This is a genomic window from Pseudomonas sp. COR18 (assembly GCF_048568395.1).
In the GTDB taxonomy this organism is placed as follows: Bacteria; Pseudomonadota; Gammaproteobacteria; order Pseudomonadales; family Pseudomonadaceae; genus Aquipseudomonas; species Aquipseudomonas fuscovaginae_B.
In genome coordinates this window covers 5,479,823-5,495,381 of the sequence record NZ_CP183808.1, presented here as the reverse complement: position 1 = coordinate 5,495,381, position 15,559 = coordinate 5,479,823, and the positions used below count along the sequence as shown (strand labels likewise).

16 protein-coding genes are annotated in these 15,559 nt (G+C 64.3%); 9 read left to right on the top strand and 7 right to left on the bottom strand.

Annotated features, from left to right (window positions below; genetic code table 11):
• Positions 1–51 precede the first annotated feature (51 nt).
• Together ACM62G_RS25135 and ACM62G_RS25130 are read left to right on the top strand one after the other, a co-directional pair.
• Entirely contained in the window at positions 52–1,341 is a 1,290-nt protein-coding gene (locus ACM62G_RS25135) for a dicarboxylate/amino acid:cation symporter (protein ID WP_419735854.1), read from the top strand.
• Positions 1,342–1,349: 8 nt separating this feature from the next.
• Positions 1,350–2,867: an aspartate/glutamate racemase family protein gene (locus ACM62G_RS25130; protein WP_419735853.1), complete on the top strand. Its 1,518-nt coding sequence runs from the start codon at positions 1,350–1,352 to the stop codon at positions 2,865–2,867.
• On the opposite strand, the gene ACM62G_RS25125 is transcribed toward ACM62G_RS25130, so the two are convergent.
• Positions 2,817–3,371, bottom strand: coding sequence for a TetR/AcrR family transcriptional regulator (locus ACM62G_RS25125; RefSeq protein WP_416769208.1), 555 nt, complete (start codon positions 3,369–3,371; stop codon positions 2,817–2,819). The two genes, ACM62G_RS25130 and ACM62G_RS25125, sit on opposite strands and share 51 nt — an antisense overlap.
• Positions 3,372–3,472: 101 nt before the next feature.
• Between ACM62G_RS25125 and ACM62G_RS25120 the strand changes: the two genes are divergently transcribed.
• Positions 3,473–4,255: an SDR family NAD(P)-dependent oxidoreductase gene (locus ACM62G_RS25120; RefSeq protein WP_273825895.1), complete on the top strand. Its 783-nt coding sequence runs from the start codon at positions 3,473–3,475 to the stop codon at positions 4,253–4,255.
• A 67-nt stretch (positions 4,256–4,322) separates the two neighbouring features.
• Here the strand turns inward: ACM62G_RS25120 and ACM62G_RS25115 are convergent, their stop codons facing one another.
• Positions 4,323–5,219 (bottom strand): DMT family transporter, encoded by an 897-nt coding sequence (locus tag ACM62G_RS25115; protein ID WP_054061527.1) that lies wholly within the window; start codon positions 5,217–5,219, stop codon positions 4,323–4,325.
• Positions 5,220–5,351: 132 nt separating this feature from the next.
• On the opposite strand from ACM62G_RS25115, the gene ACM62G_RS25110 reads away from it, so the two are divergent.
• Together ACM62G_RS25110 and ACM62G_RS25105 are read left to right on the top strand one after the other, a co-directional pair.
• Positions 5,352–5,789 carry an Lrp/AsnC family transcriptional regulator gene (locus ACM62G_RS25110; protein ID WP_054061526.1) on the top strand — a complete coding sequence of 146 codons (438 nt, stop codon included), beginning with the start codon at positions 5,352–5,354 and terminating at the stop codon, positions 5,787–5,789.
• A 151-nt stretch (positions 5,790–5,940) separates the two neighbouring features.
• Positions 5,941–6,996 carry a permease gene (locus ACM62G_RS25105; RefSeq protein WP_054064411.1) on the top strand — a complete coding sequence of 352 codons (1,056 nt, stop codon included), beginning with the start codon at positions 5,941–5,943 and terminating at the stop codon, positions 6,994–6,996.
• A 122-nt stretch (positions 6,997–7,118) separates the two neighbouring features.
• Here the strand turns inward: ACM62G_RS25105 and mnmH are convergent, their stop codons facing one another.
• Positions 7,119–8,216 (bottom strand): tRNA 2-selenouridine(34) synthase MnmH, encoded by a 1,098-nt coding sequence (mnmH, locus tag ACM62G_RS25100; RefSeq protein ID WP_054064412.1) that lies wholly within the window; start codon positions 8,214–8,216, stop codon positions 7,119–7,121.
• Positions 8,216–9,250: a selenide, water dikinase SelD gene (gene selD / locus ACM62G_RS25095; protein ID WP_273825894.1), complete on the bottom strand. Its 1,035-nt coding sequence runs from the start codon at positions 9,248–9,250 to the stop codon at positions 8,216–8,218. The genes mnmH and selD overlap by 1 nt, the downstream gene beginning before the upstream one ends.
• A gap of 154 nt (positions 9,251–9,404) precedes the next feature.
• Between selD and ACM62G_RS25090 the strand changes: the two genes are divergently transcribed.
• The gene (locus ACM62G_RS25090) at positions 9,405–10,220 is read left to right on the top strand and encodes an AraC family transcriptional regulator (protein ID WP_054057684.1); all 816 of its coding nucleotides are present in this window, start codon (positions 9,405–9,407) and stop codon (positions 10,218–10,220) included.
• Positions 10,221–10,359: 139 nt separating this feature from the next.
• Here the strand turns inward: ACM62G_RS25090 and fabV are convergent, their stop codons facing one another.
• From fabV to ACM62G_RS25075, 3 genes are all read right to left on the bottom strand, one after another.
• Entirely contained in the window at positions 10,360–11,556 is a 1,197-nt protein-coding gene (fabV, locus tag ACM62G_RS25085) for an enoyl-ACP reductase FabV (protein ID WP_054064414.1), read from the bottom strand.
• Positions 11,557–12,118: 562 nt separating this feature from the next.
• Positions 12,119–12,331: a hypothetical protein gene (locus ACM62G_RS25080; protein ID WP_419735852.1), complete on the bottom strand. Its 213-nt coding sequence runs from the start codon at positions 12,329–12,331 to the stop codon at positions 12,119–12,121.
• Between the two features lie 62 nt (positions 12,332–12,393).
• Entirely contained in the window at positions 12,394–12,663 is a 270-nt protein-coding gene (locus ACM62G_RS25075; RefSeq protein WP_419735851.1) for a DUF2790 domain-containing protein, read from the bottom strand.
• A 337-nt stretch (positions 12,664–13,000) separates the two neighbouring features.
• Here ACM62G_RS25075 and ACM62G_RS25070 point away from each other — a divergent pair, with 337 nt between their 5' ends.
• The 3 genes from ACM62G_RS25070 (at position 13,001) to ACM62G_RS25060 (ending at position 15,556) form a co-directional block, all read left to right on the top strand.
• The gene (locus ACM62G_RS25070) at positions 13,001–13,741 is read left to right on the top strand and encodes a response regulator (RefSeq protein WP_054057681.1); all 741 of its coding nucleotides are present in this window, start codon (positions 13,001–13,003) and stop codon (positions 13,739–13,741) included.
• The gene (locus ACM62G_RS25065; RefSeq protein ID WP_419735850.1) at positions 13,738–15,051 is read left to right on the top strand and encodes an ATP-binding protein; all 1,314 of its coding nucleotides are present in this window, start codon (positions 13,738–13,740) and stop codon (positions 15,049–15,051) included. Before ACM62G_RS25070 ends, ACM62G_RS25065 begins: the two co-directional genes overlap by 4 nt.
• A 109-nt stretch (positions 15,052–15,160) precedes the next feature.
• Positions 15,161–15,556 (top strand): RidA family protein, encoded by a 396-nt coding sequence (locus ACM62G_RS25060; RefSeq protein ID WP_273825892.1) that lies wholly within the window; start codon positions 15,161–15,163, stop codon positions 15,554–15,556.
• The last annotated feature ends 3 nt before the right edge of the window (positions 15,557–15,559 follow it).

The following is a 15,559-nucleotide window of genomic DNA, read 5'->3' as shown; positions in this document are numbered from 1 at the left end:
AGACTGGCCCCGTGACAAAAAAAACAATGAACGGTCATTGAGGGTGCTCCTGTGAACAGCAAACGACTTCCCAAGCAAATCGCCCTGGCGATCGGCCTCGGCATCCTGGTGGGCTGGGCCTGCCACCACTACGCCGGCGATGCCAGGGCGGCCAGGGAACTGGCCGGCTACTTCAGCCTGGTCACCGATATTTTCCTGCGCATGATCAAGATGATCATCGCCCCACTGGTGTTCGCCACCCTGGTCGGTGGCATCGCCAGCCTGGGCAGTTCGCACTCCGTCGGCCGCATCGGCCTGCGGGCGATGATCTGGTTCGTCAGCGCCTCGCTGCTGTCGCTGCTGATCGGCATGCTGCTGGTCAATCTGTTCCAGCCCGGCGCCGGCCTGAACCTCGTGGCGCCAGCCGCCAACAGCGGCGCGGCACCAGTGAATGTCGGCGACTTCAGCCTCAAGGCCTTCATCAGCCATGTGTTCCCGCGCAGCATCGCCGAAGCCATGGCGAACAACGAGATCCTGCAGATCGTGGTGTTCTCGCTGTTCTTCGGTTTTGCCCTGTCCTTCCTCAAGAAACAGGGGTATGTCGGCATCAGCAATCTGGTGGATGAACTGGCCAGAATCATGTTCCGCATCACCGACTACGTGATGTGTTTCGCCCCGGTCGGCGTGTTCTGCGCCATCGCCGCGGCTCTCACCACCGAAGGCCTGGGCCTGCTGCTGGACTACGGCAAGCTGATCGGCGAGTTCTATGTCGGCATCCTGGTGCTGTGGGCGATCCTGTTCGGCATCGGGCGCCTGTTCCTCGGGCGCTCGGTGTGGCGCCTGGGCAAGCTGATCCGCGAACCGGTGCTGCTGGCGTTCTCCACCGCGAGCAGCGAGTCGGCCTATCCCAAGACCATCGACGCCCTGGAGAAATTCGGCACCTCGAAGCGGATTTCCAGCTTCGTGCTGCCGCTCGGCTACTCGTTCAACCTCGATGGCTCGATGATGTACCAGGCTTTCGCCGTGATGTTCATCGCCCAGGCCTACAACATCGAACTGAGCTTCGCCCAGCAGGTGCTGATCCTGCTGACGCTGATGGTCACCAGCAAGGGCATGGCCGGCGTGGCCCGCGCTTCGGTGGTGGTGGTCGCGGCGACCCTGCCGATGTTCAACCTGCCCGAGGCCGGCCTGCTGCTGATCCTCGGTATCGACCAGTTCCTCGATATGGCCCGTACCGCGACCAATATCGTCGGCAACAGCATCGCCACCGCCGTAGTGGCGAGCAGGGAGGACAGCGCGCAATCCGGCGAAACCGCCGCCGAGCCGGCCGCCCCGGTGCAACCCACGCAATCCCTGGCTTGAGTACCGTCATGAACGCGAAAAAATCCACCTCTCCCGGCAAGACCTTCGGCATTGTCGGAGGGCTTGGCTCACTGGCCGGCGCTGACCTGTTCTATAAGCTGATCAGCAGCCGCCCGGTGCTTGCCGACCAGGGGCGCTACCACTTCCTGTTCGAGCAGCACCCGTTCAAGGACGTGCTGCTGCCGCTGGACCGAGACGCCAGCATGAGCTCGCGCAAGTTCTACGCCTTCCAGATGTGCCAGTCGCTGGAGAACGGCGGAGCCGATGCGATCCTGCTGCCGTGTATTGCCAGTCATACCTTTCGCGAGGAGATCCAGGCCGAGCTGGGCATTCCGGTCTTCGACCTGTTGCATGCCCTGCGCCAGCAGGTCGAGCGCACGCTGCCCGAAGGCGGCCGGCTGGGTATCCTGACCTCCGACTATGTGCGCCACAGCGGGCTGTTCGAACGCTACTTCGCCGACCGCCATGAACTGGTCTATCCCGGTACAGAGAACCAGGCACGGTTGATGGAAGCGATGTACGGCGTCGACGGGATCAAGGACGGCCAGTTCGACGGGGCGCCGCTGGAACACCTGCACCAGGTCTGCGTGGAGTTGCAGGAGCAGGGCGTCGCGCTGATCCTGCCGGGGCTGACCGAACTGTCACTGGTCAGCCAGGACCTGCAACGGCGCGGCATCGCCCTGCTCGATGCCAACCGGGTCTACAGCGACTACGCCATCCACGCCAGCGAACCGGCGCCCGCGCCACGCTTCAAGCTGGGCATCGTCGGCGGCGTCGGCCCGGCGGCCACGGTCGACTTCATGGCCAAGGTGATCCGCCACACACCGGCGGACAGGGACCAGGAGCATATCCGCATGGTGGTCGAGCAGAACCCGCAGATCCCCGACCGCACCGCCAACCTGCTGCACCAGGCCACCGACCCGAGCATGGCGCTGTACGCCACCTGCAAACGCCTGGAGCAGGAAGGCGCGCATGCCATCGCCATCCCGTGCAATACCGCCCATGCGTTCGTCGAGCGGATCCAACCTTATCTGAAGACACCGATCATCAACATGCTCGACGTAACCATCCGGCACATCGCCGAGCAGCATGGTGCCGGCAAAAGCGTCGGCCTGCTGGCAACGTCGGGAACGGTGCAGAGCCGGGTCTACCACGACGTGGCCCGGCAGTGGGGGTTGCAACTGATCGTCCCGCAGCCAGCCATGCAGGCACGGGTGATGGCAGCGATCTACGGCGAACGCGGGGTCAAGGCCGGGCACACCGACGGCCTGTGCCGCGAGCAGTTGCTCGAAGCCGCCAACCACCTGTGCCAGGCGGGCGCTTCGGTGCTGATCCTCGGCTGTACCGAACTGCCGCTGATCCTGCCCCATGCCGAACGTTTCGTGCTGGACAGCGGCGTGGTCAGCCTGGTCGACCCGACCACCCTGCTCGCCCTGCGCTGCGTGCAGCAGGCGCTGGAAACCCCGCAGCGGCGATCAGCCGATGCGGTTCTTCTCCAGCAGCCAGCCACGGCTGTCGTCGAGTAGCCGCTCGGCCAACTGCGGGTCGTCACAGACCCGCGCCAGCACCAGGGCACCGACCAGGGTCGCCAGGCTGCCGGTGGCGGCACGCCGGATCTCCTCGGTCGAGGTGCCTGGCATGCCCTGCGCCAGGCGCTCGAGCTGCCGGCCGATGCTGCGGGTCATCTGCGCCCGCGCCTCGGCGGACTGGCGCCGGGTTTCCGTGGCCAGCCCGGCCAGCGGGCAGCCGCCCGCGCAATCCTCTCGGTGGTCGCTGCTCAGGTAGCGAGAGATGTAGCCGGCCAGGTCATCGCCCACCGTCGGCGAGGTCGAGGCCACATGCGCCAGGGCCTCGACCACCAGCTCATCCTTCGAGGCGAAGTAGCCATAGAAACCACCGTGGGTCATTCCCGCGGCCTTCATCACCTGGGCGACGCTGACCGCCTCGTAGCCATGCTCCCGAAAGAGTCGGCCGGCGACTTCAAGGATCTTCAGGCGGTTTTGCGCAACCTGCTCGCGACTGACTTTCATCCGAACCTCCGTTGACAGGCTTGACAGTATACATGACGAACATCATATTTAATAAACATGATGATCATCATGTTTAAATTCAGCCAACGAGGATTCCCGCCATGACCATCAAACCCGCCGTCCTGATCACGGGCGCTTCCACCGGTATCGGTGCCGTCTATGCCGACCGTTTCGCCAAACGCGGACACGACCTGGTGCTGGTCGCCCGGGACAAGTCACGCCTGGAATCGCTGGCTGAACGCCTGCGCGCGGAAACCGGGACGAACGTGGAGGTGCTGCAGGCCGACCTCACCGATGCCAGCGAACTGGCCGGGATCGAGGCGCGGGTCAGGGACGACGCCAGCATCGGTATCCTGGTCAACAACGCCGGCATGAGTGGCGCCGGCAGTTTCATCGAACAGACGCCGGAGCTGGTCAACCAGATCATCACCCTCAACATCACCGCCCTCACCCGCCTGAGCAATGCCATCGCCCCGCGCCTGGCCCGCAGCGGTGGCGGCTCGATCATCAACCTCGCCTCGGTGGTGGGCCTGGCGCCGGAGCTTCAAATGAGCGTCTACGGGGCGAGCAAGGCGTTCGTGCTGTTCCTGAGCCAGGGCCTGAACATCGAGCTGGGCGCCAAGGGGCTGTATGTCCAGGCCGTCCTGCCGTCCGCCACCCGCACCGAAATCTGGGAGCGCTCCGGCAAGCGGATCGAGGACCTGCAGGCGGTGATGGAAGTCGAAGACCTGGTGGATGCGGCGTTGGTGGGCTTCGATCGTCGCGAAACCGTGACCATCCCACCGTTGCCGGACGAAACCCAGTGGCAGGCTCTGGAAGCGGCGCGCCAGGCAATGCTGCCCAACTACATGCAGATATTGCCGGCAGCCCGCTATCGCGCCTGATCGATGCCCCCACCGGGCTTGTGCCATGCCACTGTGCCTGTGGGACCCGGCTCCCGCAGGGGGGCAGTCAACCCCGGGCGACGACCCGGCGGCTCCAGGGCGTCCAGCCCTGTTGCATGCCGGCCGCCGCCAGCAGGATCGCCGTCACCCCCAGCCACTGCAGCGGCTGCAAGCGATGGCCGAAGGCAAACCAGTCGACGAGGATCGCCGCGATCGGGTAGATGAACGACAGGGCGCCGGTCAACGCCGTCGGCAGTTTCTGGATCGCGCCATACAGCAGCACGTACATCACCCCGGTGTGAACGATGCCCAGGGTCACCAGGCTGCCCCAGGCACTGGCCCCGACCGGCAGCACCGACAGATTCGCCCAGGGCGCCAGCAGCAGGGTGCCGGTGGCCACCTGGATCAACGCGATCAGGTGCGGCGGCGTACCGGCCAGACGCTTGATGATCAACGCGGCAAAGGCATACAGCAGCGCGGCCCCGAGCGCCAGCACGATGCCCAGCAGGTAATCGCCGCCACTTTCACCCTGTTGGCCATGGGCACTGACGATCGCCAGCATTCCGGCAAAGGCCAGGCCCAGCCAGAACAGCTTCTGCGCGGTGATCTTCTCGCCGAGAAACAGCGCCGCCAGCCCCACCAGCATGAACGGCTGGACGTTGTAGACCGCCGTGCCGATGGCGATCGAGGCACGGGAATAGGACGCGAACAACAGCACCCAGTTGCCGACGATCGCCACCCCGCTGAGCACCGCCAGCAGGAAGGTGGTGCGGCTCAGGATGCCCGGGCGCAGAAAGCCCATGACGGCGCAGATCGCCAGCAGAGTCAGCGCACCGAACAGGCAGCGCCAGAACACCACATCGAGTACCGGCTGGCCGGACACCAGCACGAACCAGCCGATGGTTCCGGAAATCAGCATGGCCGCGACCATTTCCAGCGACCCGCGATGCAGTGATTGAGACATGATTGAGCTCCTTGGCAGATGGCGAAAGTATGCCAAGCGCCACAACGGCGTCTCCAGTGACTATAAAAGGCTAAACTGCGATTTTGCCTTTATGATCAAGGTTGACTGCCGTTTTTACCTTACGAGACCAAAATGACCGACGCAATTGACCAACTCCTGCTCACGGCGCTGATGGAAGACTCCCGGCGCTCGCTCAAGGCCCTGGCGCAGATCAGCGGACTGTCCGCCCCCAGCGTTGCCGAGCGCCTGCGCCGCCTGGAAGAACGTGGCGTGATCAGGGGCTACACCCTGGAGGTCGAGCCCCGCTCCTTTGGCTACCTGTTGCAGGCGATCGTGCGGATCCGCCCGCTGCCCGGCCAGTTGCACGAGGTGGAACGGCAGATCCAGGCGATTCCCGAGTTCACCGAATGCGACAAGGTCACGGGCGATGACTGCTTCATCGCCCGGTTGCATGTGCGGGACATGGAGCAGTTGGATACCCTGCTCGACCGGCTCAACAGCCATGCGGAGACCAATACCGCGATCGTCAAGAAGACACCGGTGAAGCGGCGGCTGCCGCCGATGGCGTGAGGTTGTAGCTTTACAGTCAGTGTCTCGGTGATGAAAGGTCGCTATCGGACGACCCGGAAACATCAGATCTCACCCGGATAACATGGCGAAGCACAGCCCCTGGGTTATCATTCACCCGATATCCTTCACTCTCCTTCAGAGCCCGCTCGCCATGACTTCACTCTCCTCCACCGCCCCTGCCCGGGGCTGGTCGCTGTGGTGGAAACCGCTGCTGTTTCTCGCCATCGCCGCCATCGGCCTGTACTACGTCAAGTGGTCGCCCTACTACGCCAAGGCCTTCGTCGCCGCGGACAGCCACAGCATCGGCGGCTCGATCATCAACGACAATCCGGGCTCACCGGTGGCCGCCGCACTGGCCTATGCCCAGGTGTACTTCCTGGCGATCTGGAAAGCGGCGGTGCTGGCGGTAATCCTCGGCTCGCTGCTGCAGGTATTGATTCCCCGTGACTGGCTGTTGCGCCTGTTTGGCCGCGCCGGTTTCGGCTCGACCCTGCGCGGCGGGCTGTTCGCCCTGCCCGGCATGATGTGTTCCTGCTGTGCGGCACCGGTCGCCGCCGGTCTGCGCCGACAGAATGTCTCGGTCGGCGCGGCGCTGGCGTTCTGGATCGCCAACCCGGTGCTCAACCCGGCGACCCTGGTGTTCATGGGCTTCGTGCTCGGCTGGGGCTTCAGCGCGATCCGCCTGGTGGCCGGCCTGGTGCTGGTGCTCGGCGTGTCGCTGATCGCCCAGCGGGTGGCCCGGCCCGATACCCTGCCGGAGCCGGCCGTGGAAGCGGTGGTCGAGGCCAGCACGGCGAGCGATCAGCACTTCTTCGCACGCTGGGGCAAGACCCTCTGGCAACTGTTCTGGAGCACTATCCCGATCTACATCCTGGCGGTGCTGCTGCTCGGCGCGGCGCGGGTCTGGCTGTTCCCCCATGTCGACGGTGCCATGAGCAACAGCCTGCTGTGGCTGGTGCCACTGGCGGTGGTCGGGACGCTGTTCGTGATCCCGACGGCGGCGGAAATCCCGATCGTGCAGACCATGATGACCCTCGGCCTGGGCACCGCACCGGCGGTGGCGCTCCTGATGACCCTGCCGAGCATCAGCCTGCCGTCGCTGCTGATGCTGCGCAAGGACTTCGATGCCCGGGTGCTGGTGACCGTGGCGGTGCTGACCATGCTGGTCGGGATTGTCAGCGGTCTGGTCGCGTGGACAGTGCTCTGACCGACCCCTGCCCTGTAGAGGGCAGGCCCGGACTCTGTCGGTAGGAGCCGGGCTTGCCCGCGAAGCCTTGGGCGGCCTCAAGATCCCATTGGCGGGCAAGCCCGGCGCCTACAGGCGAACGCTCAGCGTCGAGTGCGGGTCCCGAGATACTCCAGTACCGCTGCCTGATCGCCCGCGAACTCGATCCTCACGCCTTTCTTCTCGCGCTGGAACACGTACATCGGGTCGTAGTACTCGTTGAGCAGCCCCAGAATCCACGCCCGGTGCAACTCGACGTTACCGGTACGCTCCTGCTCGACCAGGGCATCGACCATCAGTGCCCGCATCCGCCCATGGCACTCGCCGCCCAGGCGCTTGTGGATGTTGTCCAGGCTGCCCAACAAACGCTCGCTGAACAGCCTGAAGCCGTGCTCACCATGAACGGCAATGAACTCCGCGCAGAGCTGCACCACGTAATCGCGCAGGATGCGTTCGACGCGGCTCTCCAGACTGTCCTCGAGCCAGACCATGGAAAAGCGCTGCATGCCCTGGTACAACGCCAGCGGCAAGGCGCAACGCCCGACCATGCGGCTCTCGTCCTCGACCACGAACTGCTCGATACCGCGGGCACGCTTCTTCAGCAGATCCACCGCCAGGCGATTCTCGAAGTCGATGTTGGACGGCTGCCCGGTGGCCCGTTTGCCGAAGCTGGAGCCGCGATGGTTGGCGTGCCCTTCCAGGTCGAGGCTGTTGCTCAACTGAAGGATGACGTCGGTCTTGCCGGTGCCGGTCATGCCCCCCAGCAGCACGAAGTCGGCCTGCTCCACCGCCTGCTCGACGGTCTGCATCAGGAAGGTCCGCATGGCCTTATAGCCACCGCCCACTCGCGGGTAGTCGATGCCCGCGTCCTGCTTGAGCCATTGCTGGACGATCTGCGAACGCAGGCCGCCACGAAAACAGTACAACACCCCGTCCGGGTGGGCCTGGGTGAAGTCGACCCAGGCCTGCAGCCGGGCGGCCTTGACCTCGCCGGACACCAACTGGTGTCCGAGGGCAATGGCCGCCTGCTGGCCGTGCTGCTTGTAGCAGGTACCGACCCGCTGACGCTCCAGGTCGTTCATCAGTGGCAGATTGACCACCCCGGGGAAGGAGCCCTTGGCGAACTCGACCGGGGCCCGGGCATCCATCATCGGTACATCGTCGAGAAACAGTGTGCGGTAGTCGGTGATATCGCCTGGCATCAGGACACCTCTACCGCATGGCTCTGTCGCTCCACCAGTTGACCGATGGGCTCAAGGCTCAGGCCCAACTCGGCGGCAACGGCAAGGAACTCCGCCTGCCCTTCGGGAGTGACGGCCACCAGCAGGCCGCCGCTGGTCTGCGGGTCGCACAGCACACGCTTGTGCAGCTCACGCAGCGGGCCGACCTTGCTGGCATAACTGTCGAAGTTGCGCAGTGTACCGCCAGGAATGCAGCCCTGCTCCAGGTAGTACTCGACCGTCGCCAGGCGCGGTACCTGCTCGTACACGATACGGGCGGTCAGGCCACTGCCGTCGGCCATTTCCACCAGATGGCCGAGCAGGCCGAAACCGGTGACGTCGGTCATGGCGCTCACCCCGGCCAACTTGCCGAAACGGCTGCCCGGCTTGTTCAGGGTGCACATCCAGTCACGGGCCACGCCGACGTCTTCGCTGCGCAGCTTGCCTTTCTTTTCCGCGGTGGTCAGCACACCGATGCCCAGGGGCTTGGTCAGGTACAGGATGCTGCCGGCCGTGGCGGTGTCGTTGCGCTTCATGTTGCGCTTGTCTACCAGCCCGGTAACGGCCAGGCCGAAGATCGGCTCGGGCGCATCGATCGAATGCCCGCCGGCCAGCGGGATGCCGGCGGCGTCGCACACGGCGCGCCCGCCGCGAATCACCTCGCGAGCGATCTCCGGCTGCAGCACGTTCACCGGCCAGCCGAGAATCGCAATGGCCATCAACGGGTCGCCGCCCATGGCGTAGATGTCGCTGATGGCATTGGTCGCGGCAATCCGGCCGAAGTCGAAGGGGTCATCGACGATCGGCATGAAAAAGTCGGTGGTCGAAACCACGCCGCGCTCTTCATCGATGGCGTACACCGCCGCATCGTCCCGCGAGGCGTTGCCGACCCAGAGTTTCGGGTCGAGGTTCTGGGCCCCGCTGCCGGCCAGGATCACTTCCAGCACCTGGGGCGAAATCTTGCAGCCACAGCCCGCACCGTGGCTGTACTGGGTCAGGCGAATCGGTTCGCTCATCGGTCAACCTCGCAGTATCAAAGTCCTGCGATTCTAACAGACCCGGGCCTGCCCGACCCGTCGGGCAAAACCGCAAGCCTGCGGCAAAGCGGCGCCTGCCGGCGTTTTCCTTTACTATCAGGCCGGTAATAAAGAGATAAAAACAGGCAGGACCATGGGCACACACACGCCGAGCGTCGACTGGGTGCAGCGCGCACCGCAGACCAGCCATATGGAGCGTTTCGAAGCATTCTTCCATGGCCACCGTTTCAGCCCCCATCGCCATGACACCTATGCCATTGGCCGGACGCTGGCCGGTGTGCAGAGTTTCAAGTACCGCGGCAGCCAGCGCCACAGCCTGCCCGGCGGGACCATGGTGCTGCACCCGGATGAAGTCCACGATGGCCATGCCGGCACCCACCACGGCTTCCAGTACCGGATGATCTACCTCCAGCCGTCGCTGATCCAGGCCGCGCTGGGCGGCCAGCCCCTGCCCTTCGTCCCCGGCGGGCTGAGCGCCGACCCACGCCTGCGGATCGCCACCGAAACCCTGCTGCAGAACATGGACCATGCCCTCGACCCACTGCAGGAGCAGGATGCGATCTTCGAACTGGCCCACGCACTCAATGCCGTCTGTGGCGCACCGATCCAGCGGCGCAGCTTCGACTACCAGGCGGCGGAACGCGCCCGCGAGTTCATTCACAGCGCACTGGACCGTACCGTGACCCTCGACGAACTGGCCGAGCACAGTGGCCGCGATCGCTGGGCCCTGAGCCGGGATTTCCGCCTGTTGTTCGGCACCAGCCCCTATCGTTACCTGAGCATGCGCAGGCTGGACCTGGTGCGCTCGTTACTGGCACAGGGCCGTTCGCTGGGCGAGGCGGCGTTGATGGCCGGGTTCGCCGACCAGAGCCACATGACCCGGCAATTCCGCAGTACCTTCGGCCTGGCGCCGGGACACTGGGCGAAGATGCAACGGCTGGCGGATTGAAAACGGCAGCGACGGCGTCGGGCGGCAGCCCGTGGAGGGAGGGGGTGAGTCGCAGGCGCCGGGCATGGCACCTGCGATCGGCTTCAGGCAATGACCCGTGCGGCTCACCGCACGGGTCGATCGATGCCTCAGGCGCGACTCAAGCCTGGATCAGGTTGGCGATCGCCACGTCCGGGCTGACGTCGGCGTCGTAGTCCACACCTTCGATACCGAAACCGAACAGGCGCAGGAACTCGGCCTTGTAGCCGGCGAAGTCGGTCAATTCGTTGAGGTTCTCGGTGGTCACCTCGTTCCACAGCTTGGCGACCAGGTCCTGCACCTCGGGGGCCAGCTCCTTGTAGTCGGCGCGCAGGCGGCCATCTTCGTCGAGGATCGGGGTCGGCGAGTACAGGCTGTCCTTGTACAGGCCATAGACCTGCTCGATGCAGCCTTCGTGAACGCCCTGCTCCTTCATCACCTTGAACAGCAGCGACAGGTACAGCGGCATGATCGGGATGGCCGAGCTGGCCTGGGTAACCACGGCCTTGAGTACCGACACACGGGCGTCACCGCCCTTGGCGGCCAGGCGCTCGCGAATCTTCAGGACCTTCTGGTCCAGGTCCTTCTTGGCCGCGCCGATGGAACCGTTCCAGTAGATGTCGTGGGTGACCTTCTCACCCAGGTAGGTGAAGGCGGTGGTCTTGGCGCCTTCGGCCAGCACGCCGGCTTCGTCCAGCGCGTCGATCCACAGCTGCCAGTCCTCGCCACCCATGACCTTGACGGTACCGGCGATTTCTTCCTCGGTCGCCTGCTCCAGGGTGGTTTCGGCAACCACTTCCTTGTCGGTGTTCAGGCCACGCTGGGTGATCGACTTGCCGATCGGCTTGAGCGTCGAGCTGTAGACTTCACCGGTTTTCGGGTCGGTACGACGCGGAGCCGCCAGGCTGTAGACCACCAGGTCGATCTTGCCCAGGTCGCGCTTGATGGTTTCGATGGTCAGGCGCTTGACCTCGTCGGAGAAGGCATCGCCGTTGATGCTCTTGGCGTACAGGCCTTCGGCCTCGGCGAACTTGTGGAACGCGGCGCTGTTGTACCAGCCGGCGGTGCCCAGCTTGCCTTCGTCGCCCTCACGCTCGAAGAACACGCCGAGGGTCTTGGCGCCGCAACCGAATGCGGCGGTGATACGTGCAGCCAGGCCATAGCCGGTAGAGGCGCCGAGCACCAGGACGTTCTTCGGTCCGTCGTTGACCGGGCCTTGCTGGGTGACGTAGTCAATCTGTTGCTTGACATTGGCTTCGCAGCCCACCGGATGAGTGGTCACACAGATAAAGCCACGAACGCGTGGTTTGATGATCATAAGGTCCCCTTTTCTCTTAGGCCTGTATCGACGCTGGTGATGATAACGTCGCGGATTCTAGTCGTAGACGCTCGAAAAGCCCATGCGTCACTGCTTTTACAACATCGGTTGTCATCGGGGAAGGCAAAAGCCCCTGCCTTGCTCGACTGGAAGACCCTGACCTTCAGCTACATCGGGCCGCAACGCCAGGTCGCCCAGACCCTGGCCCGCTGCTCCTCTTTTCGGGGAGCGCTGAACACAGCGGGGCTGCATCTAACACGCTACTCGATACAATCGGGCAGTTTTGTATCAATAATCACTATTGATGCAGCTGATAAGCGATAACCAGGGGACGATGATACCGTGCTCCCCGATGGCAAAGTTATGCCTCAAGCGGTTTTCGGCACGCTGCCGGAACGGTCATTGGGCCATACTCTTCTTCATCATCCTTTGGTTAAGACTTCAGCTACTGCACTCCCTGTGCAGTAGCTTTTTTTTAACCACCAATCATCCCCCTTCTATCCGTCAGGGCTTGCCCACCACCCCTCGCCCGATACGGGACAAGCGGTGGCGCGGGTGTGCATCAGGCCTGCATTTCTTCCAGGTAACGCCCTTGCGGCGTGCGGCTGGAGCCGTTCTCACCCAGCAGTGGCGCCGTCTGCTGCTCGCCCACCGGTGTCAGCTGGAAGCACTGGCCGTCGGGGCACTGGCGTTTTTCGGTCGCGGCATCAGCGTGTACGGCGGCACCGGCCAGGGAAAAGGCGATCGCACTCAGGTAGGTTCTCACGTGGTTCATGGCATGCACTCTCGTATCAGAAGTAAAAGGCCAAACACGGCCAGGGCGAAACGTTCCAAGGCTCAACTCCCCTCGTGGCAGATATCGGAAAACTTGCGGTAGGCCAGGATGTGCTGTTCGCCCCGGGAATCGAGGTAGGTCATCCGGGCGTTGACCACGCTGCACTCCGGCCCTTCGTCCTGGCTCAGGGACAGCACCTTGCGCACGTCCAGGTGGCTGCCATAGCGGTAGGTTTCAGTCTGCGACTGGCCCAGGGACTCGGCGCGGGCCGACAGGGTGCAGACGTTCAGGGCGGCAAACAGGCAGGCGGCGAAGAGGGCTTTGCTGTTCATGGTCATTTCCTTCTGGTTGGCTTCAGTGAGGTCGAGTACCGTTGCCTCGATGGGGCTCATTGAATGCCCGCCAGGTGTCCCCTGTGTGTCGCAAACAGGTCGCTGCTAAAGCTCAAGTGTCTGGAGCGCCGTCGGATACAGTGCGATACACACCGATGCCGAACGCAGGCCAGCCGGATTTTGCCGAGGATGATCAGCGCGTTCGCCCATGAGCCGACTTTTTTGCATATCCATGTATCCGTCGCCCGCCAGATACACTGCAATACAAAGCGTGGCAGGCAAGCGCGGCGCTTGTCGCTAGACTGCGCCCTAACCATTTTTGACAGAGGTCGGACCGATGGAACATGTCGATCACATCTTGATCGTTGACGATGACCGGGAAATCAGGGAACTGGTCGGCAACTACCTGAAGAAGAACGGCCTGCGCACCACGGTCGTCGCCGATGGCCGGCAGATGCGCGCCTTCCTGGAAACCACCCCGGTGGACCTGATCGTGCTCGACATCATGATGCCCGGCGACGACGGCCTGCTGCTGTGCCGCGAGCTGCGTGCCGGCAAGCACAAGACCACCCCGGTGCTGATGCTGACCGCGCGCAACGACGAAACCGACCGCATCATCGGCCTTGAAATGGGTGCCGACGACTACCTGGTCAAGCCCTTCGCCGCCCGCGAACTGCTGGCACGGATCAATGCCGTGCTGCGCCGCACACGGATGCTGCCACCCAACCTGGTGGTCACCGAAAGCGGCCGCCTGCTGGGCTTCGGACGCTGGAAGCTGGACACCACCGCCCGCCACCTGCTCGACCAGGACGGCACCATGGTCGCCCTGAGCGGTGCCGAATACCGCCTGCTGCGGGTATTCCTCGATCATCCGCAACGGGTGCTCAACCGCGACCAGTTGCTCAACCTCACCCAGGGCCGCGACGCCGACCTGTTCGACCGCTCCATCGACCTGCTGGTCAGCCGCCTGCGCCAGCGCCTGCTGGATGACGCCCGCGAACCGGCCTACATCAAGACCGTGCGCAGCGAAGGTTATGTGTTCTCGCTGCCGGTGGAACTGCTGGGTGCCGAGGCATGAGGCGCGTGCTGCACTGGCCGCGCACCCTCGCCTCGCGACTGTCGCTGATCTTCCTGGTGTGCCTGATCCTGGCCCAGGCGCTGTCGTTCGGCGCGCAATCCTATGAACGCTACGAAAGCGCCAAGAACGCCATGCTCGGCAACCTGGAGACTGACGTTTCGACCTCCATCGCCATTCTCGAACGGCTGCCGGCGGTCGAACGCGAAAGCTGGCTGCCACGCCTGGCACGCAAGAACTACGGCTACCTGCTCGACGAAGGCAGCCACGGCGTGCCCATGAGTCCGGGCGACTTGCCGATCGCCGTGCCGTCGATCGAGGAAGCCCTCGGCCCGGACTACCCGGTGACCTTCAGCGACATTCCAGGGCCAGTGAAACACTTCCAGGCCCACCTGACCCTCAAGGACGGCAGCCCGGTGACCATCGACGTGCGCCCGTCCCTGGCCCCGATGTCACCCTGGCTGCCAGCGGTGCTGGTCGGGCAACTGCTACTGATGCTCGGCTGCACCTGGCTGGCCGTGCGGATCGCCGTGCGCCCGCTGACCCGCCTGGCCCAGGCGGTGGAGAACCTCGACCCCAACACCCACGGCGTGCAGTTGGACGAAAGCGGCCCCTCGGAAGTGGTCCATGCCGCCACGGCGTTCAACGCCATGCAAAAGCGCATCGCCGACTACCTCAAGGAACGCATGCAACTGCTGGCGGCGATTTCCCATGACCTGCAGACGCCGATCACCCGCATGAAACTGCGCGCCGAATTCATGGACGAATCGCCGGAGAAAGACAAGCTCTGGCAGGACCTGGGAGAAATCGAGCACCTGGTCCGCGAAGGCGTCGCCTATGCCCGCAGCGTACATGGCGCGACCGAACTCAGTTGCCGCATCGACCTGGACTCGTTCCTCGACAGCCTGGTGTTCGACTACCAGGACACCGGCCAGGCCGTGGAACTGACGGGCAAGAACGGCGCGCTGATCGAGGTCCGCCCCCATGCCCTGCGCCGGGTGCTGGTCAACCTGGTGGACAACGCCCTGAAGTTCGCCGGTGCCGCGCAGCTGGAAGTGCGCTCCAGGGCCCACCAGGGCATCTCGATCCTGGTCCTCGACCGCGGCCCCGGCATCGCCGAAGCGGAATTGCAGGAAGTGCTCAAGCCGTTCTATCGAGTGGAAAGCTCGCGCAATCGCAGCACCGGCGGGACCGGCCTGGGCCTGGCGATCGCCCAGCAACTGGCGGTGGCCCTGGGCGGTTCGCTGACCCTGAGCAACCGTGAAGGCGGCGGCCTGTGCGCCGAGCTGCAACTGGGTGTCGTGTACCCTTGAACCCTCTACCCCTCCCGCCCCGGCAATGGGGCATACCTGGGCGCGCGATTTAGCTATGCTAGGGCACTTTCTCGAGTGCCCGCTTTCAGAGCTACCAGGAAAACCGCCCATGGCAGACCGCGAAATCATCGTTCCAGCGTCCATGCAGAACATCGTCGAACGCGCCGGCTACGCGCCCGCCGTCAAGGTCGGAACGACGCTGTATTGCGCAGGACAGGTCGGTCGAACCGCGGCACTGGAAGTGATCCAGGACCCCGAGGCCCAGTTTCTCGCCTGCTGGGAAAACCTGCGCCTGGTACTGGCAGCCGGCGGCTGCAGCTTTGACGACGTGGTCGACATGACCACCTATCATGTCAATATGAGCCAGCACCTGGCGATCTTCCGAGAGGTCAAGAATCGTGTTTTTCCGCGCGGGCACTGTGCCTGGACGTCAATCGGCGTCCCGGAACTGGCGCACCCCGGCCTGCTGGTGGAGATCAAATGCGTGGCGGTACAGCGCACTTGAATA

Coding starts and splice junctions, on each gene's coding strand:
- ACM62G_RS25130 (WP_419735853.1), top strand. CDS start 1,350: ATGAACGCGAAAAAATCCACCTCTCCCGGCAAGACCTTCGGCATTGTC.
- ACM62G_RS25125 (WP_416769208.1), bottom strand. CDS start 3,371: ATGAAAGTCAGTCGCGAGCAGGTTGCGCAAAACCGCCTGAAGATCCTT.
- ACM62G_RS25120 (WP_273825895.1), top strand. CDS start 3,473: ATGACCATCAAACCCGCCGTCCTGATCACGGGCGCTTCCACCGGTATC.
- ACM62G_RS25115 (WP_054061527.1), bottom strand. CDS start 5,219: ATGTCTCAATCACTGCATCGCGGGTCGCTGGAAATGGTCGCGGCCATG.
- ACM62G_RS25110 (WP_054061526.1), top strand. CDS start 5,352: ATGACCGACGCAATTGACCAACTCCTGCTCACGGCGCTGATGGAAGAC.
- ACM62G_RS25105 (WP_054064411.1), top strand. CDS start 5,941: ATGACTTCACTCTCCTCCACCGCCCCTGCCCGGGGCTGGTCGCTGTGG.
- mnmH (WP_054064412.1), bottom strand. CDS start 8,216: ATGCCAGGCGATATCACCGACTACCGCACACTGTTTCTCGACGATGTA.
- selD (WP_273825894.1), bottom strand. CDS start 9,250: ATGAGCGAACCGATTCGCCTGACCCAGTACAGCCACGGTGCGGGCTGT.
- ACM62G_RS25090 (WP_054057684.1), top strand. CDS start 9,405: ATGGGCACACACACGCCGAGCGTCGACTGGGTGCAGCGCGCACCGCAG.
- fabV (WP_054064414.1), bottom strand. CDS start 11,556: ATGATCATCAAACCACGCGTTCGTGGCTTTATCTGTGTGACCACTCAT.
- ACM62G_RS25080 (WP_419735852.1), bottom strand. CDS start 12,331: ATGAACCACGTGAGAACCTACCTGAGTGCGATCGCCTTTTCCCTGGCC.
- ACM62G_RS25075 (WP_419735851.1), bottom strand. CDS start 12,663: ATGAACAGCAAAGCCCTCTTCGCCGCCTGCCTGTTTGCCGCCCTGAAC.
- ACM62G_RS25070 (WP_054057681.1), top strand. CDS start 13,001: ATGGAACATGTCGATCACATCTTGATCGTTGACGATGACCGGGAAATC.
- ACM62G_RS25065 (WP_419735850.1), top strand. CDS start 13,738: ATGAGGCGCGTGCTGCACTGGCCGCGCACCCTCGCCTCGCGACTGTCG.
- ACM62G_RS25060 (WP_273825892.1), top strand. CDS start 15,161: ATGGCAGACCGCGAAATCATCGTTCCAGCGTCCATGCAGAACATCGTC.